Source organism: Nonlabens sp. MIC269 (genome assembly GCF_001430865.1).
Taxonomy (GTDB): domain Bacteria; phylum Bacteroidota; class Bacteroidia; order Flavobacteriales; family Flavobacteriaceae; genus Nonlabens; species Nonlabens tegetincola.
This window is the reverse complement of the sequence record NZ_CP011373.1, coordinates 1,467,311-1,491,808: the sequence shown is the minus strand read 5'-3', so window position 1 is coordinate 1,491,808 and position 24,498 is coordinate 1,467,311. Positions and strand designations below refer to the sequence as shown.

The following is a 24,498-nucleotide window of genomic DNA, read 5'->3' as shown; positions in this document are numbered from 1 at the left end:
TTACTAACCATACCATTATGAAAAAACTTCTTTTATTGTCGTCTTGTTTATTATTATTTTTTTCATGTTCTGAGAAAAACCCTAAAGAACTTCAAGAAGAACAAGCTGCCGAGTTTTTTAAATTCCGAACTATAATAGATAAAGTAACCGATAATGTTGTAAGTGCTCATGAAAACATAACTGTAAGATTTACAAATCCACAAACTAATTGGAATTCTGGACAAATAGTACCAGAAGATGTGTTTAAAATATCTCCAGAGGTTAAGGGAAAATCTATTTTTATTGATAATCAAACAATTTCATTTGTTCCTGACGAACCTTTAGAAAACAATACTAATTATCAGGTCAAACTTCAGGTTGGTAAATTATTACAGGTAGAAGACGATTTAAAAGAGTTTAATTTTTCTTTCAAGACGATTAAGCAAGATTTTATAGTAAACATTGAGCCTGTGATAAGCGTTGACAAAAACACTCAACGTGTTATAGGCTTTATACGAGCAAGCGATATTCTCACACTGGAAGATGCAAGAAAAATCGTCACAGCCAGGATTAACAGTAAAGAACAAGATATTAGCTTTCAATCTGATATTGAAAAAGCCAGTTCTTTTAGCTTTATAATTGACAATATTAAACGCACCGTCGACGATCAGGAGCTTAAAGTTTTTTGGAATGGTGCTGCCATTGGAGTAAACGATAAAGATGAAGTATCCATTACCTTACCAGGAAAGGATAATTTTTTAGTCACTGATATTCAACTTGTCAATTCAGAATCATCTTATGTTGCTGTACATTTTTCTGATCCTTTGAAAAAAACACAAAATTTAGATGGTTTAATTTCTATAGAAGGACAAAAAGATCTCAAACTAGAAATTGAATCTAATACTGTTAAAGTCTACACACTAAATGCTATCTCAGGATCCAAAATGGTCGAGGTTTTCAATGGTGTTGAAAGTACTGATGGATACAAATTGAAAAAACCATTTTCTAGCTATATCGCTTTTGAGCAAGTAGAGCCAGAAGTCAGATTGATTAAGTCTGGTGCAATTTTACCTAGTTCACAAAATACTAGCGTTCGTTTCAAAGCGGTAAACTTAAACGCTGTTGATGTAATGGTTTATCGTATTTATGAAAATAATGTTTTGCAATTTCTTCAATCTAACAATATAGCATCTACTGGAAATATGAGAAGGGTTGGTAGGCCTATTGCACGTAAGGTACTTGATTTGAAATCTTCCGTTAAAAATATCAGTACATGGAATGTCTTTTCAGTTGATTTAAATGAACTTATTACACCAGAACCTGGCGCAATATATCGAGTAGAATTGGATTACAAACTAGCTTACAGCGCCTACTCTTGCAACTATACTGCCGAAAACCAACCTGAAATTGAAGAAATAGATTATAACGATTCCTTTGAAACGACAAATTGGGATAGTTACCAAAACTATTATTACGATGAATATGATTATTCCTATAACTGGCGAGATAGGGAAGACCCTTGTACACATAGTTTTTATAGGAATAAAACAGTAAGCACAAACATATTAGCTAGTGATATAGGAGTCACCGTTAAAAAAGGACAGGATAATAGCTTTTTAGTAGCTGTGACTAATTTACTTTCAACAAGTCCTCTTGCTGGATCATTAGTGACCTTTTATAACTACCAGCAACAAGAAATTGCAACTACTAGGACGAGTGCTAGTGGACTCTCGCAAATTAAACTTGATCAAGTCGCTTATTTTGTAAAAGTTAAATACAAGGATCAATATGCTTACGTAAGATTAGATAACGGGCAAGTATTACCGGTAAGTAAGTTCGACACGTCTGGAGAACAATTGCAAAAGGGAATTAAAGGATATATCTACACAGAACGTGGAGTATGGAGACCAGGAGATCATATCTATTTATCATTTGTTTTAAATGATAGTGATAATAAACTGCCTACTAATCACCCTATCAAATTAGAGCTAAGAAATCCTAATGGTAAAATGATACATCAAGAGGTTCAAAAAAATGGCTTGAATAAAGTGTATCAATTTGATTTACAAACAGACGAAACAGCACCTACTGGAAATTGGAATGTACAAGTTCAAGTAGGAGGAATAAGCTTTTATAAAACTTTAAAGATTGAAACAATAAAACCCAATAGGCTTAAAGTGCAGTTAGATTTTGAAGATGATTTAATCACAAGCGGTAAAAAGGTTGATATTGATTTGTCTGCTATGTGGTTACATGGTGCCAAAGCTAAAAACCTAAAAGCAAATACTACTGTAAAATACTATAGTACATCGACAAAATTTCCTAAATATGACAACTATAATTTTGATGATCCATCTCGATATTTTGAAATGATAGAAAACGAGGTTTTTGATGGAAAATTAAATAATGATGGAAAAGCAAGTTTTTCTATTAATCCAGAGCTAAATAGTCAAGCACCTGGAATGCTAAAAGCTAACTTTCTCACTAAGGTTTATGAAAACGGTGGTGATTTCAGCACCAATGTCACTTCATCGTCCTACTCACCATATACACATTATGTTGGGTTAAAAGTACCACCAGGAGATAAAAGACGTGGGATGTTAGTAACCGATAAAGACCACACCTTTGACGTGGTCACTGTTAATGAGAAAGGAGAGGCAGCTGCTAGACAAAACCTTGAAGTGAATGTGTACAAAGTATCGTGGAGATGGTGGTGGCAGAGCACTTCAAACTCATTATCGAGATATGAGTCAATGGAATCTAGGCAATTAGTAAATTCTCAAAAAATATCCACAAACGGCTCTGGAAAAGGTAGTTTTAAAATGCAAATCAAGTACCCAGAATGGGGTAGGTATTTTGTTAAAGTTTATGATCCAGAAAGTGGTCACAGTACAGGTAAAATAGTTTACGTGGATTGGCCAGGTTGGGCAGGGAAATCACGAAAAGCTGATCCAGAAACCGCAAGTATGCTGGTCTTTAATGCAGATAAAGAATCCTATAATGTAAATGAACAAGCTCAAATAACATTTCCTAGCAGTTCCGGTGGTAGAGCTTTAATTACCATTGAAAATGGAACAGAGATTTTAGACGCAAAATGGGTCCAAACCAACAAGGATAAAACGACCACCACATTAACAATAGATAGCAGGTATGTGCCTAATGTTTATGTACATATAACATACTTACAGCCTCATGCATCAACAGCAAACGATTTACCATTAAGAATGTATGGAGTAATACCGTTAATGGTAGAAAATAAAAACACGCATTTACAGCCAGTTATTAAAATACCTGAAACATTACAACCAGAAAGTAAAGTTTCTATAACCGTAAGTGAAAAGAATAACAAGCCTATGACCTATACACTGGCTGTTGTGGATGAAGGGCTACTAGACTTAACAAATTTTAAAACACCAAATCCTTGGGATAAGTTCTTTGCAAGAGAAGCCCTAGGTGTAAAAACCTGGGATATTTATGATGATGTGATTGGAGCTTATGGTGGTAGAATAGATGCGGCATTTGCAATAGGTGGTGATGGTACAGCACAAGCGGCCAAAGCAAAAAAGGCCAATCGATTTGAACCCATGGTGCGCCATATAGGTCCTTTTGAGGTAGCAGCTGGTAAAAGTCGTACACACACCATTGATATTCCCAATTACGTGGGATCAGTGCGCACTATGGTTGTTGCTTCAAATGTTAAAGACGAGTCTTATGGAAACGCTCAAAAAACAACACCTGTAAAAAAACCATTGATGATGCTGGCTTCGCTTCCGCGAAAGCTTACTCCAGGAGAAACTGTCAAATTACCAGTAACAGTGTTTGCGATGGAAGACAATATTAAAAATGTAACAGTCGGCTTTAAACCATCAAATCATTTTGAAATAGTAGGACCTACGCAACTACAGTTAAAATTTGAAGAAGTAGGAGATCAATTAGCTTATTTTGATGTTAAAGTAAAAGATCAAGTAGGAATTGCTCAATTAGAATTTTCTGCGAGTTCATCTGGTGAAAAGGCAAGTTATAAAACTGAAATAGATATTGTCAATCCCAACCCTTTTACCACAAGTAGTCAGCAGGTATTACTCAAGGCAGGAGAAAGTAAAACACTTCCTATAGAGCCTTTTGGAAGTAAAGGAACAAATTCGGGAAAAATTACAGCCTCAACCTTGCCAGAAATGAATATTGGTAAGCGATTGAATTATTTAATAAGGTATCCACATGGTTGTGTGGAACAAACCACTAGTGCAGCATTTCCACAATTAGGATTGTCTACTGTTGCAAACTTGAATTCTCAAGAGCAATCGACACTCTCAAACAATGTAAAGATGGCTATCAATAGGTTGACGAGTTTTCAGCGCCCTGATGGTGGATTGTCATACTGGCCAGGCGCAGGAAGCCCAAATGATTGGGGAACAAGTTATGCAGGTCATTTTATGTTAGAGGCAGAACGTGCAGGATACGCCATCCCAGTTACTTTCAAATCAAATTGGATAGCTTATCAAAAACAAGCCGCTAGTAGATGGCGTTACAATGATCACAATGACTTTAATCAAGCGTATCGATTGTACACACTAGCGCTGGCTGGTGTTGCAGATTTAAGTGCTATGAATCGCTTTCGCGAAAGCGGTAATTTATCAAACAATTCTAAGTTACGACTAGCAGCGGCCTATGCTATGGTGGGACAGCAAAAGGTAGCAAATGAACTTTTAAGCAATTCAAATATAGATTTTAAACCCTATCAGTGGGATTACAGGTCATATGGGTCGCCAGAAAGAAATCGTGCTATGGCGTTGGAAACTTATGTTATCATGGGTAAAAAAGAAAAAGCAAGAGAATTACTTGAGAATATTGCAAAACAACTAGCTGATAATCGATATATGAATACGCAGGCAATAAGTTACAGTCTAGTATCTATTAATAAATATGTAGAGAGTTTAGGCGGTACAGGATTTAGTATCGAGTTGCTTGATAAGGGTAGTAAGGAAGTTATTGAGTCCAAGAAAAGTATAGTGATGCGAGATTTACAAGTGGCTTATAATCCAACAACTATTCAAGTGACCAATACAGGGAATGTAGATGTGTTTCTAAATACAGCTTTAACTGGGAAATTACCCGTAGGAAAAGATAAAGTAATCCAAAGTAAATTGTCAATGGTTGTTGCTTATACAGACAAAAATGGAAATCCAATAGACGTTAGTAATCTTTCTCAAGGAACCGAGGTTACCGCAATAGCTACCATAACAAATACAACAGGTGTCACTATTAGAGATGTTGCTTTTTCACAAATTGTGCCGTCTGGTTGGGAAATGGTAAACACTCGATTTACTGAATACGGTGACGAAGAAAACAATCGGGTAGAATATAAGGATATAAGAGATGATAGAGTGCATTACTATTTTGACTTACAGCCTAAAAAATCCATTAGTTTAAAAACGGTTATTAACGCAAGTTATTTGGGAGACTACTACTTGCCAGGTTCACAAGCTGAGGCTATGTACGATGGTGATTATGTTGTGCGCAGTCAGGGAAAATGGATTACAGTAAAGCAGTGATAAATGATAACAACTCCTTATTATGCAGTAATCTTCACTTCAATTCTTAAAAAAGATGATCCTGAATATCATTCAATGGCCAATTTAATGGAACAGGCTGTTACTAATAATGACGGATTTATACAACTTGAAAGTGCCCGTGATGATTTAGGGATTACTATATCATACTGGAAGGATTTGAGCTCCATTAAAAAGTGGAAACGTAATTTGCAGCATTTGAAAGCGCAAAAATTGGGTAAAACCCTATGGTATTCCTATTATAAGGTTCGCATTTGTAAGGTAGAACACGAATATGAATTTAAAATTTAAGTATATTAAAATTAGTTTATTTTCTTTCCTTTGCAAGCTATGACACAAGCTGACAATCCTTTTTCACAAGGTAAAGTGATATTAATTGATAAGCCGCTAGAATGGACTTCATTTCAAGTAGTGAATAAAGTGCGCTGGCTGATTAAAAGAAAGTTTAAGCTTAAAAAGATCAAAGTAGGTCATGCAGGTACTCTAGATCCACTAGCAAGCGGATTACTTATATTGTGTACTGGTAAAGAGACTAAAAATATTACTACCTATCAAGCGCAACGTAAAGAATATACCGGTACCATTACTTTAGGAGCTACTACACCTAGCTACGACTTAGAAACTGAGATTGATAAAAGGTTTGATTACGATCATTTAACTGAACACGACATTAGAAAAGCGGCAAACAGTTTTGTGGGCACCATTGCTCAAAAGCCGCCGATATTTTCGGCCATTAAAAAAGATGGAAAACGTTTGTATGAGCTAGCTAGAGCTGGTGAAACTACCGAAATAAAAAGTCGAGAGGTGACCATTCATGATTTTGCAATTACGAGAATTGATTTGCCAGAAGTGGATTTTAAAGTGAGTTGTAGTAAAGGAACTTACATAAGATCTCTAGCTCACGATTTGGGCATCGCATTAAATAATGGAGCTCATTTAAGTGCCTTGCGTAGAACTGCAATAGGTGATTATCGAGTAACAAATGCTATGACCGTTAAAGAGTTTGAAGAACGATTAGATTAGCTTAAAATTTAAAAAATTATTGTTTTTCGATAATTAATTTTATATTTGTTATCGAAAAACGATAATTATGAAAGCTATTCAAGTTCTAAGAGCTATTTTAAGATTGCTTTATTTTTTTGCCATATTGAAAATAGTATTTCTTCCAATTGAGTTTTTACTTACTGTAAATAATATAGAAATATATGAACTATCAGGATTCCTAATAAGTAATCACCATTGGTCATTCTATCCAGTTTTACTACTTTTCTATGTTGGTCTTGTATTCTTCGTAATAATGCTGTATCATTTGAAAATTGCTGCGTTTACAATTACACCTAAACATTTATTTAATCTTCAAACAGGAGAGTCGCTTAAAAAGGCTGGGTGGTTTTGTATAACAGGCGTTGTATTAACGAATATTCCAGTATGGGCATACCATATTTACTCGCTTACTTTGAAAATCAAATTTTTTGATCATAGAGTAATTAGGGTAGGGTCTGGATTTGAGGCTACTTTAGTTGTTGTGTCTTTTGGTTTGTTCTTAATCATCTTGAGCAAATTAGCTTCTGAAGGAGTGAAATTGAAACAGGAAAATGACTTAACTATTTAGCCTATGCCTATTGTAATCGAATTAGATAAAATTCTCGCAGAGCGAGGTATGAGAAGTAATGAACTTGCTCAAGCAATAGGAATTACCACAGCAAACCTTTCTATTCTAAAAACAGGTAAAGCCAAGGCAGTTAGATTTTCTACTTTAGAGGCTATCTGCAAAGTATTGGATTGTAAGCCGGGTGATATAATTAAATTTCATTCATAATGTAAAGGTTGATTAGGTAGTATAAAACGATTTTGTTTAATTATTTTAAAGATATTCTTAAGATATCAGTATATTTATCTTTTAAATTAAAGAAAGAATGAAAAAAGCACTTTTGTTAATAGCATTTATTGCAGGAACGTCGGGAGTTTTTGCACAAGGTTTATCTAAGGAAATGACTATAGCTCTCAAAAATGATGATGTTAGAGCCATTTCTTCATTAGTTAATGATTCTAACAAGGATGCATGTCTAGTATCTGGAAGTCAGGAATACAACCTTCTTCAATACAGTGCTATGATGAAAAGTAATGATATAGCTGTTTATTTAATACAAGAGGCTAAAGCAGATGTTAATGGCACTTGTAACAACATGACTCCATTAATGATGGCTGCTAAAGCAGGGAATAGCTCTTTAATATCTACATTGTTAGAAGCTGGTGCAGATGCATCAATAAAGATAGATGGTAAAACAGCACTAGATTATGCTGAAGAGACTAAAAATATTGCAACTATAGCTGCACTAAGAAAGTAATATATACTCTTAACTATAACCAACGGAAACCCTGACAGTTTTGTCAGGGTTTTTTTTTGAGTGACTCTAGAAAACTGAACTCAATTATTGTTTAAATTATATCAAATAAAATTAAACAAGTATCTTTACTAAGTTAAAAAATTAAGGATGTTAAAATCATACCCTAAAAAAATTGAAATTTCAACATGTGAAGACGAGCCTATTCGTTTTATACATAGAACTCAATCACATGGTGTACTATTAGTCATAGATAATGATTTTAACATCCTACAATATTCTAAGAATGCAACCGATTTTTTGAATGTTCAGATTGATCTTTTAAACAGTAACTTATCTACGTTACTGCACGACGAGGTAATTTATAAATTGAAAATACAGCTTATAGATAACGATTTCAAGACAGTAGTAGACGGTGAATTTTCTTATAAACTTTCTTTGAGTAATGAGGGATTGTTGTTGGATATTGAAAAGTATGATTCAACATTAAATCTTCTAGAAGAGCAACAACTAATTATAAGCGCTCTCAATAAAATGTCATCGTGTAATAGTGTTCAGGAGGTTTTAAACACTGCAGTAAATGAAATAAAACAATTCCTTAACTATGATAGGATTATGGTTTACAAGTTTGATGCAGATTGGAACGGAGAAGTTATAGCAGAAGCGGCTAATAATGATTTGCACTCCTGGTTAGGTCTACATTATCCTGCCGGTGATATACCAAAAAACGCACGTGACCTTTTTAAGGAACAAGGTGTAAGAATTATATCAAATCTAAAAGAACCAGATTACCCTTTATTTCCTATGGTAAATCCACAGTCTGGTTTTTTAACTAATTTAAGTAACTCGATTCTAAGAGGTTCTAGTGATATTCATAAAGAATATTTAGGGAATATGGGAGTTTGTGCAACTTTAAGTTGTGCAATAGTGATCGAGGATAAATTATGGGGATTAATTGCTTGTCATCATTATAGTCCAAAGTTTATCGACTTTCAAAAACGTCAAACCTGTTTTTTACTTTCTGACATAATAAGCAATCAAATTACGATAAAAACGTCAAATGACTTTATATCACGTTTGAATCAAAACAGTCATGTACGTTCGAAACTTGTTCACTATATGAGTGAAAAATGGGATCTCGTGCACGGACTTACAAACAATGAGGTTACCGCACTAGATTTGGTTAAATCAGATGCTTTTATCATTAAGTATGACACTCAATTAAGCTCAATAGGTCTCTCATTGGAAGACACAGATATTAAAAATATAATCAAGAAATTTGAAGTTCTATGTGATGAAAACGGTTTTTATAGTTCCAATTCCTTTAACAAAGAAACTTCCATTCCTAGTTTAGAAAAGTTACAATTCGCTGGTGTGGTCTTATATAAAATAAGCAAGAAGAAAGGTGACTGTATAATATGGCTAAGAAAAGAACAGATTGCTGAAATTAATTGGGGTGGTAATCCAGACAAAAAACAAATCCAAGGAAATCTAACTCCTCGTAAATCATTTGAAAAATTCACAGAACAAGTAAGAGAGCATTCCATACCATGGCAAACACACGAAATAGCAGCTATTAAAGCCTTTGTTGAGGATGTTAAAAATATAATCGTAACTAAATTTTCTGAAGTATCTAAACTGAATAGACAGCTTTTGTCTTTAAATCAAGAATTAGAAAGTTTTAGTTACAGTGTATCGCATGATTTGAGAGGTCCATTGCGTGGTATAGATGGTTTTGCTCAAATACTTATGGAGGATTACATGGATCAATTAGATGAGGATGGTAAGCAGAGTCTTCAAATAATCATTAATAGTGCCGCTAGAATGAATGATTTAATGGACTCTATTTTGAGTTATAGTGGTCTTAGTAAGCTCAGGAAAATTGATGATGATATCGATGTTGAGAAACTTTGTAATGATATCGTAAAAGATAGTAATATGAAAAGGCGCTATCCAAAGACTCAATTTAATATTCAAAAAGGATTACCTTCAATATATGGAGATAGAGCAATGTTGTACCAGTTGTTTTTTAATTTACTATCAAACGCTTTTAAATACAGTTCTAAAAAAGAATCTCCACAAGTAACCGTATCGCAATACAACGACGGTGAAAAGGATGTTTATGTTGTAGCTGATAATGGTGTAGGGTTTGATTCTAAATATGGTAAAAAGATTTTTGGCGTATTTACCCGTCTAGTGAAAGAAGAGTACGAAGGTACAGGTGTAGGACTGGCTATTGCGCAAAGGGTGGTGTTTAGACACGGTGGCGATATCTGGGCAGAAAGTGAACTAAATAAAGGAACGACGATAAAATTTTATTTTAAATCAATTAGGTAGAATGGATTCAATTCAAAGAAAAAATATTGTCTATATAGAAGATAGGTTAGAAGATATACAATTGTTTAAAAGAATCATTAAGAAAGAATTTTCTGACTCAAATTTTATATCTTTCGATGATTCAGAAAAAGTACGGCATTTAATTGAGAACAATGAATTTGAAAAAATTAGACCTGATTTAATTTTTATCGATTTGAAAATGCCAAAAATTTCTGGATTAGAGCTTTTGGGAGATTTAAATAAACAAGAATTCCGTAGAATTCCGAAAATAATGTTTAGTTCAAGTACTATAAATAGTGATATCGAACACGCTTATAATCTAGGTGCTAACTCTTATGTGGAAAAACCTAAATCTTTTCAGTCGTTGAAATATACCGTAGTAAGCGCTGTAAAGTATTGGGTTGAAATTAATCTTAGTTAAAATGATCAACCAAAACCTACGAATCCTTATCGTTGAAGATCTAGTAAGCGATACCATTCTACTGCAACGACAGTTTGAAAAGTTTGTTTCAGAACCTGAAATTAGAATTTCTGATAAGCTCAGTAATGTGCGTTATGCTCTTAAAGATTTTATACCTGATTTGGTTTGTACAGACTATGATTTGGTTGGGTTTACAGCAATTGACGTAATTAATGCCGTAAAAGAGATCGAGCCTAGTACTCCTGTAATTGTAATAACAGGTACATTGAATAATGAAGAATTAGCGGCTAATGTTATTTTGAGTGGAGCATCTGGTTATTTATTAAAGAACGATATCAGTAATCTCCATAAAAGATTAGAACCATTAGTCCAGGATATCATTGTAAAAAAGCAAAAAACACTGGATAAATTAAACGAATTAAAATTAAGGCGAGAGGAGTTACGACGTATTCATGAAATTTTAAAATCTGCTGCAAGAACAGATGAAAAAGATCTTAAATTGAAAGAGTATTATGATAAAGTAATACAGGATCTTGATGAGAATATTTCTTCTTTTTTTAGGGTATGATACTTATCAATAACCTAAGATCGAGAACTAAGGAGTTACATGAGAAATTGGATAAGGCTCCTCATTCTATTGCCATTTTTAATCAAAATATTTCAAAAGAATATTTTTTAGAAATATTAATGCTTAATTATAAAGCTTATTTACCAATTGAAAAATCATTAAGTATGGAAAGGCAACCCATATCTAGGTGGATTGAGCATGATTATTTTGAGCTTACACAACGAGATATTCACTTGCCAAATATAGAATCAATTTCTTTCACACCTTTAGAAATGATAGGTGCGTTATACGTAGTAGAAGGATCTTTATTGGGCGGCGCAGTAATAGGAAAACAACTATCAGAGAATAAAAACTTAGACTATAATATTAATTCCATGCAGTTTTATACTTCTTCTAATGAAGAAAGGCGAGCTAGATGGAAAGCTACCTTAAAATTACTTAAAGAGGATTATACAACATCTGAAATGGATGAAATCGTGGTGGGAGCGATAAAAACATTTAATCACTTTATAAATATTATGACATAAAAAAACCAGCTCAATGAGCTGGTTTTTTTTATAAGTAAGTTAGTTGTATTAGTCTGCCAGTACAACTGCTTTGTTATCCTTCATTTCAATCACACCACCAGAAATTTTATAATTAGTTGTGCCATCATTAGAAACAAACAACTTTTGTTGATCTTCATTTAAAGTAACTGATCCATAAATACGAACATCACCTTCTACTAGAAGAGAAACTACAGGCGCGTGATTGTCAAGCATCTGGAATTCACCATTGACACCAGGTACAGCTACAGATTCCACTTCACCACTAAAAACAGTTAATTCTGGAGTTACAATTTCTAATTTCATAATAGTGTTTTTCAGAATTAAGCTTCAGCAAGCATTTTTTCTCCTGCCTCAATAGCTTCCTCAATAGTACCCTTAAGGTTAAAAGCACTTTCTGGTAAGTGATCTAGTTCACCATCCATAATCATGTTAAATCCTTTGATAGTATCTTTAATATCTACTAATACACCTGGTATTCCAGTAAACTGTTCTGCTACATGGAAAGGCTGTGATAAGAAACGTTGAACTCTACGTGCACGAGATACCGCAAGTTTATCTTCTTCAGATAATTCTTCCATACCTAGGATGGCGATAATATCTTGTAGTTCTTTATAACGTTGTAACAACTCTTTCACACGTTGTGCACAGTCATAGTGCTCGTTACCTAAAATATCAGCAGTAAGAATACGAGAAGTAGAATCTAATGGATCTACCGCTGGATAAATACCAAGCTCAGCAATCTTACGAGAAAGTACCGTAGTTGCATCTAAGTGAGCAAACGTTGTTGCCGGTGCTGGGTCAGTAAGGTCATCCGCAGGTACGTATACAGCTTGTACCGATGTAATCGAACCTTTCTTAGTTGAGGTAATACGTTCCTGCATAGCACCCATCTCAGTAGCAAGTGTAGGTTGATATCCTACCGCCGATGGCATACGACCTAATAGTGCCGATACCTCAGAACCTGCTTGGGTAAAACGGAAAATGTTATCAACGAAGAAAAGAACGTCTTTACCTTGACCATCGCCTGCTCCATCACGGAAGTATTCAGCTATTGTAAGACCAGATAAAGCAACACGAGCACGTGCTCCTGGTGGTTCATTCATTTGTCCAAATACAAAGGTAGCTTTAGATTCTTTCATTGCTTCCTTATCAACCTTTTGAAGGTCCCATCCACCTTCTTCCATAGAATGTAAGAAGTCATCACCATACTTGATAATTCCCGATTCAAGCATCTCACGTAAAAGGTCATTACCTTCACGAGTACGCTCTCCTACACCAGCAAATACAGAAAGTCCACCGTGACCCTTTGCAATGTTGTTAATTAATTCTTGTATAAGTACCGTTTTACCTACTCCAGCACCACCGAAAAGACCAATTTTACCTCCTTTTGCATAAGGTTCGATAAGATCGATTACTTTAATACCAGTGTATAAAACTTCTGTAGAAGTCGATAAATCTTCAAAGGCTGGCGCTGCACGGTGAATAGGTAAACCATTATCACCTTCTTTAGGTAATTCACCTAATCCGTCAATTGCACTACCTATTACATTGAAAAGACGACCGTATACATCGTCACCTATAGGCATTTGAATTGGGTTACCCGTAGCTACAACTTCTGCACCTCTACTTAATCCATCAGTAGAGTCCATAGATATAGTACGCACAGTATCTTCACCTATATGAGATTGAACCTCTAATACAAGTTTTGTACCGTCAGCTTGCGCTATTTCTAGTGAGTCATAAATTCTAGGAAGGGCACCTTGTGCCGCGTCAAATGTTACGTCAACCACCGGTCCGATGATCTGTGAAACGCTACCTTTTACTTGAGACATTTATATAATGTTTTAGTACTTAAATAATTGCAGCTCATTAGAGCTGTTTTTTCGTCGTGCAAAGATACTGCTTAAAATGTTTAAATTGTATCTATTGATTTGGATTTTTTTAGCCTATTCTGTTGTGTGGTCTAAATAGCTTGTATTTAGACTGTTGTGTTTTTGTATTTTGCTTTCGCGAAAGCGTAAACCATCTTACAAAAAGGGTAATAGTAATCTTGAGTTTCTCATTATTAATTATTTCTTAAAGGCCTTACCGTCACTGTTTATGATATATTTTTGTAGCCTTAAATTTTTATTTCATGAATATAGCAGTAGTAGGTGTTACCGGAATGGTAGGCCAAGTGATGTTACAAGTGCTGGAAGAGCGAAACATCCCAATTTCAAACTTGATACCTGTTGCCTCAGAAAAATCAGTAGGTAGCGAGATTACTTTTAAGGGTAAACAGTATAAGGTAGTAAGTATGAAACAGGCTATTGAAATGAAACCTGCAATTGCCTTATTTTCTGCCGGTGGGAACGTTAGTTTAAAATATGCTCCGGAATTTGCCGCAGTAGGAACCACAGTTATTGACAACTCTAGTGCTTTTAGAATGGATGCAGATAAGCGATTAATAGTTCCTGAAATTAACGCGCATACCTTAACTAAAGACGATAAAATTATTGCAAATCCCAATTGTTCAACTATTCAAATGGTGCTTGCTTTGTCTCCTTTACATAAGGAGTATCGTATAAAAAGGCTTGTAGTTTCTACTTATCAATCTATAACTGGGACTGGTGTTAAAGCTGTTCAACAGTTAGAGAATGAATATGTAGGTAAAAAGGGAGAGATGGCATATCCATATCAAATTCATCGTAATGCCTTACCACATTGTGATGTTTTTGAGGATAATTTGTATACCAAAGAGGAAATGAAGTTAGTAAGGGAAACTCAAAAAATTCTTAATGATAATACAGTTGCTGTTACAGCCACAGCCGTTCGTATACCGGTTGTAGGTGGCCACTCAGAATCTGTAAATGTTGAATTCAGGTCTGATTTTGATGTAAAAGACGTGCGTCGATTACTCTCACAAACTGATGGTGTTACAGTGCAAGATAATGTTGATGTGAATAATTATCCTATGCCACTTATGGCACATGGTAAGGATGATGTTTTTGTGGGTCGTATACGTAGAGATCACTCGCAAGAAAATTCACTTAATATGTGGATTGTGGCAGATAATCTGAGAAAAGGAGCTGCGACAAACGCTGTTCAAATCGCTCAGTATTTAATTGAAAACAAGTTAGTATAGTGGTTGTGATTAGTTTTATCAGGTAGTATCTTTACTTCTTAATGTAAAGATTTTACTAAGTATGAAACTAGTACTTGCACTAATAGCAGTAGTGTTTACGACATCAACGGTTCAAGCTCAATTTTGGCGTGTAGAAGCTTCTGGATTTTCTAATACCTCTAGAGGTGTCAATAAAATCCACATAGGAACTGCTACAACTGCATGGGGTGTTGCTTATGATGGAATAACTCCTAGTAACAATATTCAGGAATTTGTTAGAACTAATGATGCTGGCCAATCATGGATACCAGGAAGTTTTGATTTAGGAAATGTTAATCTTGGTATATCAAATGTTTGTGATGCAGGAGGAACTACAGCTTATGTAGCAGCTCATCCATTAAATGCGGGAGATCAAGGTGGTGTGTGGAAAACTACAGATGCTGGATTAACTTGGACACGACAATCAGGAGCGCTATATCAAGATTCAAGTAGTTTTCCCAATTTTGTGCATTTTTTTGACAACGCTGGTGTGACGGCAGGTGACCCTGTAAATGGGTTTTGGGAAATATATGTTTCTAGCAATGGAGGTTCTACTTATACAAGAGTTCCTAGTGCAAATATACCAGCTGTTTTGCCAGGTGAATTCGGATATTTTGGACAGTATACTTACTATGGTAATAATATCTGGTTTACTACTAGTAAGGGACGAATCATTCACAGCTCAGATCGTGGCGTGAATTGGACGGCATATCAGTCACCGTTATCAGATTTTGGTGGGACAACTGTTTTTGGAGATATTTCATTTGCTGATTCAAACAAAGGGATTATTCAGGATAACAATGGTAACTTATATAGAACCAATGATTCGGGAGCTACCTGGCAAGGAATTAATATTTCAGGAACTGGTTTTCCATATGGTGATTTTATAGCATATGTGCCCGATTCCAATAGAATTGTGAGTTGTGGGCAACGAACTACTTATTCAGGAAGTTCATACAGTCTAGATGATGGAGTAACTTGGATTAATATTGATACAAACCAGCATTTAGATGTGGCGTTTTTTAATGAAGATACGGGATATAGCGGCGGTTTTAATATATCCTCAACTGTTGACGGTATGTTTGTTTATGACAGCAACGTTCTTAACTTGGCAGAAGAAGAGCAAGCATCACTCACAATGTTTCCTAATCCAGCTACCGATATCGTTAGGTTCACAACAGCAACTTCATTTGACACGATTATGATATACGACCTAAATGGACGAGTAGTTAAGCAGGAATTTAATGTAGAAGAAATATCAATAAGTGACCTTAAAACAGGAACTTATCTATTAACGATAGAAAGTAAGGAAGCTTTAAATGGTGGAAAAATGGTCAATTCAACTAGTTATAAGACCTTTAAGCTAGTTAAAATATAAAAAACCAAAACTGAAATACTATGAAAAAAATTCTTTTAGGAATGGCCGCAGTAGCTGTGTTCATTTCTTGCGAAAATGAAAACAAAAAGAATGAAGACGCAACAATGGCGATGACTTATCCAGAAACTAAAAAAGTAGACACAGTAGATGTTTATCACGGAAAAGAAGTAAAAGATCCCTACAGATGGTTAGAAGATGATAAGAGCGATGAAACTGCACAATGGGTAGCTCAACAAAACAAAACAACCTTCTCATTTCTTGACCAAATAAGCTATAGAGATAAGATAAAAAATCGATTAACTGAGCTTTTTAATTATGAGAGAGTGAGCGCTCCATCTAAGGAAGGTGATTGGGAATATTTTTCTAAAAATGATGGTTTACAGAATCAGAGTGTTCTTTACAGATATAAAATAGGTGATAAACCAGAAAATGCCGAATTATTCCTTGATCCAAACACGTTTAGCAAAGATGGAACAACTTCTCTAGCAGGTAGTAGTTTTACTCAGGATGGTTCTCTTTTTGCTTATGCAATATCTGAAGGTGGTAGTGATTGGCGTAAAATTATAGTATTGGATACTCAGACTAAAGAAATGGTTGGCGATACCCTTAAAGACGTAAAATTCTCTGGTATATCTTGGAGAGGAAATGATGGTTTTTTCTACTCTAGCTACGACAAACCAGATGGTAGTGAGCTCAGTGCCAAAACGGACCAGCATAAACTGTATTATCACGTTTTAGGTACTTCCCAAGATAAAGACAAAGTAGTTTTTGGAGGTGTTCCACAAGAAAAATATCGTTATGTAGGAGGAAATGTTACCAAGGATGAGCGATACCTTATTATAACAGCAAGCACTTCTACAAATGGGAATAAGCTATTTGTAAAGGATTTAGTGAAAAATACTCCACCGGTCGCAATTATCGACAATTTTGATACTAATACTTACCCAATTCACAATGAAGGTGACATGTTTTGGTTAGTGACTGACTACAACGCACCGAATCAAAGAATTGTGAAAACAAAGTTGGGTAACCTAGACCCAAATAAATGGATTGATATAATTCCAGAGGCCGAACAAGTAATGAGTCCTTCAAAAGCAGGTGGCTATTTCTTTGTTGAATACACGGTAGATGCAGTTTCAAAAGTTGTACAGTACAATTATGATGGTACTGAAGTTAGAGAGATAGAACTTCCAGGGATTGGTAATGCAAGCGGTTTTAGTGCAGAGGAAGATGAGAAAACATTGTATTATTCATTTACAAACTATGTTATACCATCAAGTATTTACGAATTGAATATTGAAGATGGTACCTCAACCATGTATCGCAAGTCCAAGGTGAATTTTAATAGTGATGACTATACAAGTACCCAGGTATTTTACACCTCAAAAGATGGTACAAAAGTGCCCATGATCATTTCCCATAAAAAGGGTCTTAAACTGGACGGTAAAAACCCAACTATACTTTATGGATATGGTGGATTCAATATAAGCTTAAATCCATCATTTTCAACTTCTAGAGCAGCATGGATGGAAATGGGCGGAGTTTACGCAGTAGCAAATTTAAGAGGTGGTGGAGAATACGGTAAAAAATGGCACGATGCAGGTACTAAAATGCAAAAGCAAAACGTATTTGATGATTTCATAGCAGCAGGTGAGTGGCTCAAAGCAAATAACTACACTTCTACAGAGTACCTCGCTATTCAAGGAGGATCAAATGGAGGTTTATTAGTAGGAGCAACTATTACTCAACGTCCAGACCTTGCAGCAGTTGCCTTTCCTGCTGTAGGAGTTTTAGATATGTTGCGTTATAATAAATTTACAGCTGGCGCAGGTTGGGCATATGATTATGGAACGGCAGAGGATAGCCCAGAGATGTTTGAATACCTAAAAGGCTATTCTCCTTTACACAACGTTAAGGAAGGTGTAGAATATCCAGCAACAATGGTTACCACTGCAGATCATGACGACCGTGTAGTCCCAGCGCATTCATTTAAATTTGCAGCTGAGCTTCAATCTAAACAAGCAGGTGATGCGCCTACATTGATTCGTATCGATGTTGACGCAGGTCATGGCGCAGGTAAATCCACAGAACAAACCATTAATGAGCAAACAGATATATACAGTTTTGCTTTATACAATATGGGATTCACTGAATTACCTAATGATCAGCAACAAGTAAAAATGTAATCAATTACACGCATTAAATTAGAAATAACCCTAGTCAAATGGCTAGGGTTTTCTGTCTCTTATCTTTGTATTTATGTTACGATTAGTAGATATAAATTTCGCTTTCGCGAAAGCGGATAATCAAAACCATGAATCATCGTACAATCTAAAAAATATTAACCTGGAAATCAAAACAGGTGAGATTGCGGCAATTATTGGTGAAAGTGGATGTGGCAAAAGTACGTTGTTGAATTTGACATATGGATTATTACAACAACAAAGCGGTAAAGTTTATTGGTATGATGAAGAATTACTAGGTCCCGATTATCATTTGGTTCCCGGGCATTCAATGATGAAATACGTGCCACAAGAATTTGATTTGATGCCATTTACCACCGTTGCCGAAAATATAGGTGAACATTTATCAATTCAAAATGACGACAGAGTAAACCGTATTGATGAACTTTTAGATACAGTTGATCTTACGTCATTTAAAAATACAATGGTTAAAAACCTTTCTGGTGGACAAAAACAAAGAGTAGCCCTAGCTAAGGCACTTGCGCAAGAGCCACAGCTTTTACTACTAGATGAGCCATTTTCACACATTGATAATTTTAGGAAAAATGAATTAAGGCGTAGATTATTTGCCTATTTAAAAAACAATCGGATAGCGTGCATGATAGCTACTCATGATAAGAATGATGTTCTATCATTTACAAACCGTACTGTTGTGATGAAAGATGGTCATATAGAAATTCAAGGTGATACTCATAATATTTATAATTATCCCAATACCTTCTACACAGCATCTTTATTTGAAGAGGTGAATGTGATACCACAAGGATATCTTAATAATAATATAGAGTTGCTAGTCTATCCGCATCGCATTGAGATTGTTGGTAATGAAGGAGTCAAAGTACAAGTTGTGCAAACCTTTTTTGAGGGAAGTTCCTATCTAGTAAAAGCTTTATTAAAAGATATTTACGTGTACTTTTATCATGACAGTGATATTAGTATTGATATTTTTGTTTCTATAAGAATAATTAAATAATGAAAAAGATTTTTATACTTTTTGTCGTTGCATTGGTTTCCTTTTCTTGTTCCAATCCATATGAGGATGTAGTGTTTTTGCGAATTGAGCAAGCAGAGTTATTAAATATTACAAGAGATTCAGTTGAGCTACAAGCAGTTTGTGTTATGTATAACCCTAACGATATTGGTCTACAATTAACACAAGCTGATTTTGATGTATACATTAATAATTATAAGTCTGCTACTATTCATCAAACATCAGATGCAATAATGCCAGGAAATTCAGAATTTGAATTCCCCATTAAGGCTCAGTTATCGCCTAAAGATTTAATCGGAAAAAGAGGTAATCAAATGATTGATATCGCCCTTCAGGTATTGGGCAATAAAAAGGTAGCTGTGAAGTATGATGGCTCAGTAGATATAGAAAAAGGTGTTTTTTCTATTACAGTTCCGGTTATTGACAGCTTAGAAGTCCCTGTGAAATTCAAGTTTTAAGGTAGTAACCTCTTTTTAAGTACAAAGGCCGCTATTATAATAATAGTGGCCTTTTATATTGTAAGTGAATGAACCTTAAGATTATTCTACAGTCACTGACTTAGCAAGATTACGAGGTTGATCTACGTTTTTATCTAATAAAACAGCGATGTGATAAGATAAAAGCTGTAGAGGTATCGTAGTTAATAGAGGAGTCATAAACTCGATGGTTTCAGGAACTTCAATTACATGATCGGCCATGTTTTTTACATCCTTATCACCTTCGGTCACTATACCAATAATTTTACCGCTGCGTGATTTGATTTCCTGAATATTACTTACTACTTTCTCATAATGTCCTTTTTTTGTAGCAATAACTACCACGGGCATTTGCTCATCGATTAAAGCAATAGGACCATGTTTCATCTCTGCCGCAGGATATCCTTCAGCATGAATGTAACTAATCTCTTTAAGCTTTAAGGCTCCTTCTAGAGCTACAGGGAAGTTAAAACCTCTTCCTAAATACAAACAGTTTTGAGCGTTCTTGTAGATATTTGCTATTTGTAGGATATGATCATTTGATTGCAATGCCTTTTCTACTTTAGCAGGTATCGTCTCTAATTCGGCTAAATAAGTATGGAAATCACTTGTAGAAATTTTACCTTTCTTTTTAGCTAGTTGCAATGCTATAAGAGTAAGGACAGTTATTTGAGTTGTAAATGCCTTAGTACTAGCAACACCTATTTCAGGTCCTGCATGAGTATAGGCACCGGCATCAGAAAGTCTAGAAATAGAACTTCCAACCACATTACAAACTCCAAATACAAATGCACCATTTTCCTTAGCCAGCTTAATAGCTGCCATAGTATCAGCGGTTTCTCCAGATTGTGATATCGCAACTAGAATGTCGTCCTCATAAATAACAGGATTTCTATATCTAAATTCAGAAGCGTATTCCACCTCAACAGGTACTCTTGCTAATTCTTCAAAAATATATTCAGCAACCAATCCTGCATGCCAGCTCGTTCCACAGGCAACGATTAAAATTCTTCTTGCGTTTAAGAATTTATCTATATGATCATCAATTCCTGCCATTTTGATTAGGCCTTGATCTACTAGCATCCTACCTCTAAAAGTGTCTTTAATGGCGTCAGGCTGTTCATATATTTCCTTAAGCATAAAGTGATCATAGCCTCCTTTTTCTATTTGCTCAAGATTCATTTGAAGTTCTTGAACGTAAGGTTGTACAAGACTATCGTCTTTAATCTTACGTACCTTCATAGGCTTATGTGTTCTTACCACAGCCATTTCTCCATCCTCAAGATAAATAGCATTTTTTGTAAACTCTAAAAAAGGGCTTGCATCACTGGCTATAAAAAACTCATCTTCTCCTACGCCAATCGCCAGTGGAGAACCCAATCTTGCAACCACAATTTCATTAGGTTTGTTTTTATCAAACACAGCAATTGCATAGGCGCCAATGGTTTGATTTAAAGCTATTTGAACGGCTTTCCCTAGTTTAACCTTCTCTTTAGTTTTAACATCTTCAATGAGGTTTACCAATACTTCGGTATCGGTATCTGATTTGAAGGTGTAACCTCTATTAGTAAGTTCCTGTCTTAATGGTTCATAATTCTCAATAATTCCATTATGGATTATAACTAGGTCGCCACTGTTTGACAAATGTGGGTGAGAATTTACATCATTAGGAACACCATGTGTTGCCCATCTAGTATGACCGATTGCTATAGTACCTTCGGTGCTTATCTCTGATTCTAATTTTGTAGCAAGGTCTGCTACTTTACCTTTAGTTTTTGAGTAGCTTAATTCAGAACCGTCATAAATCGCGATTCCGGCACTGTCATATCCTCTATATTCAAGTCGTTTTAAACCGTTTAAAACGATCGGATAAGCCTTTCTATGGCCTATGTATCCTACAATTCCACACATAATAGGTTAGTTTGTTTCTGTATAAAAAACTTTAAGTTGTAATCGCTTATCAGGATCTGTAGAAAGATTACCATGAAGTACAGTACCTTCAGGAGCGATTACGGTCGACAAAGGTACATTTTCTAATTCAATAGAATCTGTAGCATCTTTAATTCTTTGACCTGTGATTACATTTACATTTTGAGAAACTACCACCGCTATTGGATCATTAATCGGATTGGTTGAGTTTAGTAATGAATTAAGATGATTTGTCAACCTAATGCGATATTTAACGCCTCTACTCGATAAATCATCTTCTGTTTCTCGTTCTAGTCTCCCTAAATGAACGGTGTTGGAATTTAGAGCACTTACATTACTTGAAGTGAAGTTGTAATCTGCTAGAATTTCTCCATTTCTTGCATTATATGCAAGAATACGCTCAGGCTCTATTTCTCCGTTTATGCCAGTAAAACGCGACTGGTCTACATAAAAATCAAGATAGGCATCATTAATTAGCCAATTATTTTCTAAAAAAGCATCAAATTCAGAATCGGATGGAAACAGTTTTATTATAGCAGCGCTTCCTGGACCTCCTTTTAGAAAAAGTCGTTCCGCGCCATTATTATTAGAATTTGAAGTTATTTCATTTTCAATATTTACCGGAATTTCTTGATCAATAAACTGTACAGATCGAGGAGAGAAGTCAAATCTAAATGCACTGCTTATTGTGTTTATTTCATTAACGTCACCGTCACCGTCTAAATCTGAAGTGTCCCTGTTTGAAACTAAAACTTGCAGATTTACATGAGCATCTGCTAAGTTGACATAGATAGCATTACCTCCAGCCCCAGAAGGTGTTACCTTAAAATATAAGCCTCTGAAATAATTTTGAAAATTTGAATCACTAGCAAGTACCGAAGATCCTTCTTGATTCAGAATTGTATCTTGAAAATATTGAATTAATTCGGTATATGGAGAGTTTAAAACATATTGATCCTGTACGTTAGGATCCTCACAACCGGCAATGCAAGAGATATCGGACTGCTCAGACACGATAAATCTTGGGGTTTTCCTTTGCTCAACTTCAAAATCTCGATCTAGCACTTCCACCTCAAGATTATCAGGTTTGAAGGAAGAGTTTGAGTATATAGGAGTTGGATCTAGAGAATTTTCCACCAAGGATTTTTCATCATTAAAATAAACTTGGTCTTCATCTAGGTTGTTTGGATTCAGTGAATTAATAAAGTAGTTGTTTCTAAAAATTTCGACTTTATAGGTTACGTCACCATTAAATAGTGAGTCTAATTCAAACTCTCTTGATTCTCCATCGATACCTGTAATCGTTGAATAGTATGGTATTTCAATACTTACTCTTTCAATTAAAGGTGCTGGAACAGGATTTGTCATATTAGTATCGGTATCATGTGATCCAAAATCTGGATTTGCAAAAGGCAACGATAATTGACTTACAAAACTGTATTCAGTTCGACCATAAATAGGATCGTCATAAATACCTAAGACATGAGGTCTATCTGCTGCGCTCACAATTTGACGACCCGTTTGAACAGCGTCTAGTCGTTGTGAATAAGCAGTTACTTCAAATTCTGTTTCTTTTATAATGTCATTAGGATCCACCCCAATAAGATCTTGACCAATTGTTGTAGGATCTTGGTCACAAGATAGGATACATAACATCCCGACAAGAAGGGTTGTTAATCGTAAAGCAATTTTTTTCATGTGCAATTAAGCTTCTTCTTTTTCTTCAGTTAGAACATCATTAAGATAGAAGTTCTCATAAGCGTCAGCAAATGAATCAGGTGCATGATACTCCAATACTGGTCTATCTAATGAATTCACAAAAGATTCTATTTCTGGACTTAGTTCTTCACTACCTTTAATAATGGCATCACTATATTTTAACGATGTTTTCATGATATTATCATAAGTAGGTTCTTCAAGAAACTCTAGTGCTTCTTCATCCAATGCATCAAACCTTAACTTATCTATCATTTCATTATCTAACGAACCATCAAATGATTGATTGTATACCGAGGTAACAATTTTACTATCTTCAAATAATGGGTCGTTCCCGTAGTAGTTCTTTAGGTATAAGGGTAACATTCCAGCCATCCAACCATGAACGTGTATAATGTCTGGTGCCCAGTTCAATTTCTTCACAGTTTCTATAACTCCTTTGGCAAAGAAAATGGCTCTTTCATCGTTATCAGGAAACAGATTTCCGTCTTCATCCGTAAGAGTTGCTTTACGTTTAAAGTATTCTTCATTATCGATAAAATAAACTTGCATACGTTCCTTTGGGATAGAAGCAACCTTTATAATCAATGGCATGTCTAGGTCATTAATGATAAGATTCATTCCACTTAAACGTATTACTTCATGCAGTTGGTGTCTACGCTCATTGATATTACCGAATCTCGGCATGAATATGCGTATTTGTCCACCTCGATCATTTACCATCTTAGGTGAAAAATAAGACATTGAAGATGCTTCGGTTTCTGGTAAGTAGGGAATTACTTCTGAAGATACGTACAGTACTCTTTTTTCCTTCATATATTGTATTATTGTAGCCTTACATTTAGCAAGATGCAA

The 24,498-nt window shown here is 35.1% G+C and carries 20 protein-coding genes; 15 read left to right on the top strand and 5 right to left on the bottom strand.

Annotated features, from left to right (window positions below; all coding sequences use genetic code 11):
* Positions 1 to 17 precede the first annotated feature (17 nt).
* The 10 genes from AAT17_RS06975 to AAT17_RS06930 all read left to right on the top strand — a co-directional run bounded on the left by AAT17_RS06975 (position 18) and on the right by AAT17_RS06930 (position 11,747).
* Positions 18 to 5,531: an alpha-2-macroglobulin gene (locus AAT17_RS06975; protein WP_060523409.1), complete on the top strand. Its 5,514-nt coding sequence runs from the start codon at positions 18 to 20 to the stop codon at positions 5,529 to 5,531.
* A 3-nt stretch (positions 5,532 to 5,534) separates the two neighbouring features.
* Entirely contained in the window at positions 5,535 to 5,840 is a 306-nt protein-coding gene (locus AAT17_RS06970) for an antibiotic biosynthesis monooxygenase (RefSeq protein ID WP_042276536.1), read from the top strand.
* 39 nt (positions 5,841 to 5,879) lie between these two features.
* A complete protein-coding gene (truB, locus tag AAT17_RS06965; RefSeq protein ID WP_060523408.1) occupies positions 5,880 to 6,572 on the top strand; it encodes a tRNA pseudouridine(55) synthase TruB in 693 nt (230 codons plus the stop codon).
* A 67-nt stretch (positions 6,573 to 6,639) separates the two neighbouring features.
* Positions 6,640 to 7,161 (top strand): DUF2975 domain-containing protein, encoded by a 522-nt coding sequence (locus AAT17_RS06960; protein ID WP_060523407.1) that lies wholly within the window; start codon positions 6,640 to 6,642, stop codon positions 7,159 to 7,161.
* Positions 7,162 to 7,164: 3 nt separating this feature from the next.
* Entirely contained in the window at positions 7,165 to 7,368 is a 204-nt protein-coding gene (locus tag AAT17_RS06955; protein ID WP_060523406.1) for a helix-turn-helix transcriptional regulator, read from the top strand.
* A gap of 97 nt (positions 7,369 to 7,465) precedes the next feature.
* Positions 7,466 to 7,897 (top strand): ankyrin repeat domain-containing protein, encoded by a 432-nt coding sequence (locus tag AAT17_RS06950; RefSeq protein ID WP_060523405.1) that lies wholly within the window; start codon positions 7,466 to 7,468, stop codon positions 7,895 to 7,897.
* Between the two features lie 147 nt (positions 7,898 to 8,044).
* Complete coding sequence (locus tag AAT17_RS06945) at positions 8,045 to 10,231, top strand: ATP-binding protein (protein ID WP_060523404.1); 2,187 nt, start codon at positions 8,045 to 8,047, stop codon at positions 10,229 to 10,231.
* 1 nt (position 10,232) lies between these two features.
* Positions 10,233 to 10,652: a response regulator gene (locus tag AAT17_RS06940; protein WP_052510256.1), complete on the top strand. Its 420-nt coding sequence runs from the start codon at positions 10,233 to 10,235 to the stop codon at positions 10,650 to 10,652.
* A gap of 1 nt (position 10,653) precedes the next feature.
* Positions 10,654 to 11,220: a response regulator gene (locus AAT17_RS06935; protein WP_042276526.1), complete on the top strand. Its 567-nt coding sequence runs from the start codon at positions 10,654 to 10,656 to the stop codon at positions 11,218 to 11,220.
* Positions 11,217 to 11,747: a biliverdin-producing heme oxygenase gene (locus AAT17_RS06930; protein ID WP_042276524.1), complete on the top strand. Its 531-nt coding sequence runs from the start codon at positions 11,217 to 11,219 to the stop codon at positions 11,745 to 11,747. The genes AAT17_RS06935 and AAT17_RS06930 overlap by 4 nt, the downstream gene beginning before the upstream one ends.
* A 48-nt stretch (positions 11,748 to 11,795) precedes the next feature.
* Here AAT17_RS06930 and AAT17_RS06925 read toward each other — a convergent pair whose 3' ends face one another.
* The gene (locus AAT17_RS06925; RefSeq protein WP_042276521.1) at positions 11,796 to 12,071 is read right to left on the bottom strand and encodes a F0F1 ATP synthase subunit epsilon; all 276 of its coding nucleotides are present in this window, start codon (positions 12,069 to 12,071) and stop codon (positions 11,796 to 11,798) included.
* Positions 12,072 to 12,088: 17 nt separating this feature from the next.
* Complete coding sequence (gene atpD, locus AAT17_RS06920) at positions 12,089 to 13,600, bottom strand: F0F1 ATP synthase subunit beta (protein ID WP_042276518.1); 1,512 nt, start codon at positions 13,598 to 13,600, stop codon at positions 12,089 to 12,091.
* 302 nt (positions 13,601 to 13,902) lie between these two features.
* Here atpD and AAT17_RS06915 point away from each other — a divergent pair, with 302 nt between their 5' ends.
* The 5 genes from AAT17_RS06915 to AAT17_RS06895 all read left to right on the top strand — a co-directional run bounded on the left by AAT17_RS06915 (position 13,903) and on the right by AAT17_RS06895 (position 19,980).
* Complete coding sequence (locus AAT17_RS06915; protein WP_042276516.1) at positions 13,903 to 14,892, top strand: aspartate-semialdehyde dehydrogenase; 990 nt, start codon at positions 13,903 to 13,905, stop codon at positions 14,890 to 14,892.
* Positions 14,893 to 14,953: 61 nt separating this feature from the next.
* On the top strand, positions 14,954 to 16,288 hold the full coding sequence (locus AAT17_RS06910; RefSeq protein WP_060523402.1) for a T9SS type A sorting domain-containing protein: 1,335 nt from the start codon (positions 14,954 to 14,956) through the stop codon (positions 16,286 to 16,288).
* A 20-nt stretch (positions 16,289 to 16,308) separates the two neighbouring features.
* Complete coding sequence (locus tag AAT17_RS06905) at positions 16,309 to 18,474, top strand: prolyl oligopeptidase family protein (protein ID WP_060523401.1); 2,166 nt, start codon at positions 16,309 to 16,311, stop codon at positions 18,472 to 18,474.
* A 73-nt stretch (positions 18,475 to 18,547) separates the two neighbouring features.
* Entirely contained in the window at positions 18,548 to 19,504 is a 957-nt protein-coding gene (locus AAT17_RS06900; RefSeq protein ID WP_060523400.1) for an ABC transporter ATP-binding protein, read from the top strand.
* The gene (locus AAT17_RS06895) at positions 19,504 to 19,980 is read left to right on the top strand and encodes an LEA type 2 family protein (RefSeq protein ID WP_060523399.1); all 477 of its coding nucleotides are present in this window, start codon (positions 19,504 to 19,506) and stop codon (positions 19,978 to 19,980) included. The genes AAT17_RS06900 and AAT17_RS06895 overlap by 1 nt, the downstream gene beginning before the upstream one ends.
* Positions 19,981 to 20,061: 81 nt before the next feature.
* On the opposite strand, the gene glmS is transcribed toward AAT17_RS06895, so the two are convergent.
* Genes glmS through AAT17_RS06880 form a run of 3 tightly spaced genes read right to left on the bottom strand, consistent with a single transcriptional unit; the run spans position 20,062 to position 24,459 of the window.
* On the bottom strand, positions 20,062 to 21,909 hold the full coding sequence (gene glmS / locus AAT17_RS06890; protein ID WP_060523398.1) for a glutamine--fructose-6-phosphate transaminase (isomerizing): 1,848 nt from the start codon (positions 21,907 to 21,909) through the stop codon (positions 20,062 to 20,064).
* Positions 21,910 to 21,915: 6 nt separating this feature from the next.
* Positions 21,916 to 23,625 (bottom strand): DUF4270 domain-containing protein, encoded by a 1,710-nt coding sequence (locus AAT17_RS06885; RefSeq protein WP_082586922.1) that lies wholly within the window; start codon positions 23,623 to 23,625, stop codon positions 21,916 to 21,918.
* 6 nt (positions 23,626 to 23,631) lie between these two features.
* Positions 23,632 to 24,459 carry a glycogen/starch synthase gene (locus AAT17_RS06880; RefSeq protein WP_042276500.1) on the bottom strand — a complete coding sequence of 276 codons (828 nt, stop codon included), beginning with the start codon at positions 24,457 to 24,459 and terminating at the stop codon, positions 23,632 to 23,634.
* Between the last annotated feature and the right edge of the window lie 39 nt (positions 24,460 to 24,498).

Coding starts and splice junctions, on each gene's coding strand:
- AAT17_RS06975 (WP_060523409.1), top strand. CDS start 18: ATGAAAAAACTTCTTTTATTGTCGTCTTGTTTATTATTATTTTTTTCA.
- AAT17_RS06970 (WP_042276536.1), top strand. CDS start 5,535: ATGATAACAACTCCTTATTATGCAGTAATCTTCACTTCAATTCTTAAA.
- truB (WP_060523408.1), top strand. CDS start 5,880: ATGACACAAGCTGACAATCCTTTTTCACAAGGTAAAGTGATATTAATT.
- AAT17_RS06960 (WP_060523407.1), top strand. CDS start 6,640: ATGAAAGCTATTCAAGTTCTAAGAGCTATTTTAAGATTGCTTTATTTT.
- AAT17_RS06955 (WP_060523406.1), top strand. CDS start 7,165: ATGCCTATTGTAATCGAATTAGATAAAATTCTCGCAGAGCGAGGTATG.
- AAT17_RS06950 (WP_060523405.1), top strand. CDS start 7,466: ATGAAAAAAGCACTTTTGTTAATAGCATTTATTGCAGGAACGTCGGGA.
- AAT17_RS06945 (WP_060523404.1), top strand. CDS start 8,045: ATGTTAAAATCATACCCTAAAAAAATTGAAATTTCAACATGTGAAGAC.
- AAT17_RS06940 (WP_052510256.1), top strand. CDS start 10,233: ATGGATTCAATTCAAAGAAAAAATATTGTCTATATAGAAGATAGGTTA.
- AAT17_RS06935 (WP_042276526.1), top strand. CDS start 10,654: ATGATCAACCAAAACCTACGAATCCTTATCGTTGAAGATCTAGTAAGC.
- AAT17_RS06930 (WP_042276524.1), top strand. CDS start 11,217: ATGATACTTATCAATAACCTAAGATCGAGAACTAAGGAGTTACATGAG.
- AAT17_RS06925 (WP_042276521.1), bottom strand. CDS start 12,071: ATGAAATTAGAAATTGTAACTCCAGAATTAACTGTTTTTAGTGGTGAA.
- atpD (WP_042276518.1), bottom strand. CDS start 13,600: ATGTCTCAAGTAAAAGGTAGCGTTTCACAGATCATCGGACCGGTGGTT.
- AAT17_RS06915 (WP_042276516.1), top strand. CDS start 13,903: ATGAATATAGCAGTAGTAGGTGTTACCGGAATGGTAGGCCAAGTGATG.
- AAT17_RS06910 (WP_060523402.1), top strand. CDS start 14,954: ATGAAACTAGTACTTGCACTAATAGCAGTAGTGTTTACGACATCAACG.
- AAT17_RS06905 (WP_060523401.1), top strand. CDS start 16,309: ATGAAAAAAATTCTTTTAGGAATGGCCGCAGTAGCTGTGTTCATTTCT.
- AAT17_RS06900 (WP_060523400.1), top strand. CDS start 18,548: ATGTTACGATTAGTAGATATAAATTTCGCTTTCGCGAAAGCGGATAAT.
- AAT17_RS06895 (WP_060523399.1), top strand. CDS start 19,504: ATGAAAAAGATTTTTATACTTTTTGTCGTTGCATTGGTTTCCTTTTCT.
- glmS (WP_060523398.1), bottom strand. CDS start 21,909: ATGTGTGGAATTGTAGGATACATAGGCCATAGAAAGGCTTATCCGATC.
- AAT17_RS06885 (WP_082586922.1), bottom strand. CDS start 23,625: ATGAAAAAAATTGCTTTACGATTAACAACCCTTCTTGTCGGGATGTTA.
- AAT17_RS06880 (WP_042276500.1), bottom strand. CDS start 24,459: ATGAAGGAAAAAAGAGTACTGTACGTATCTTCAGAAGTAATTCCCTAC.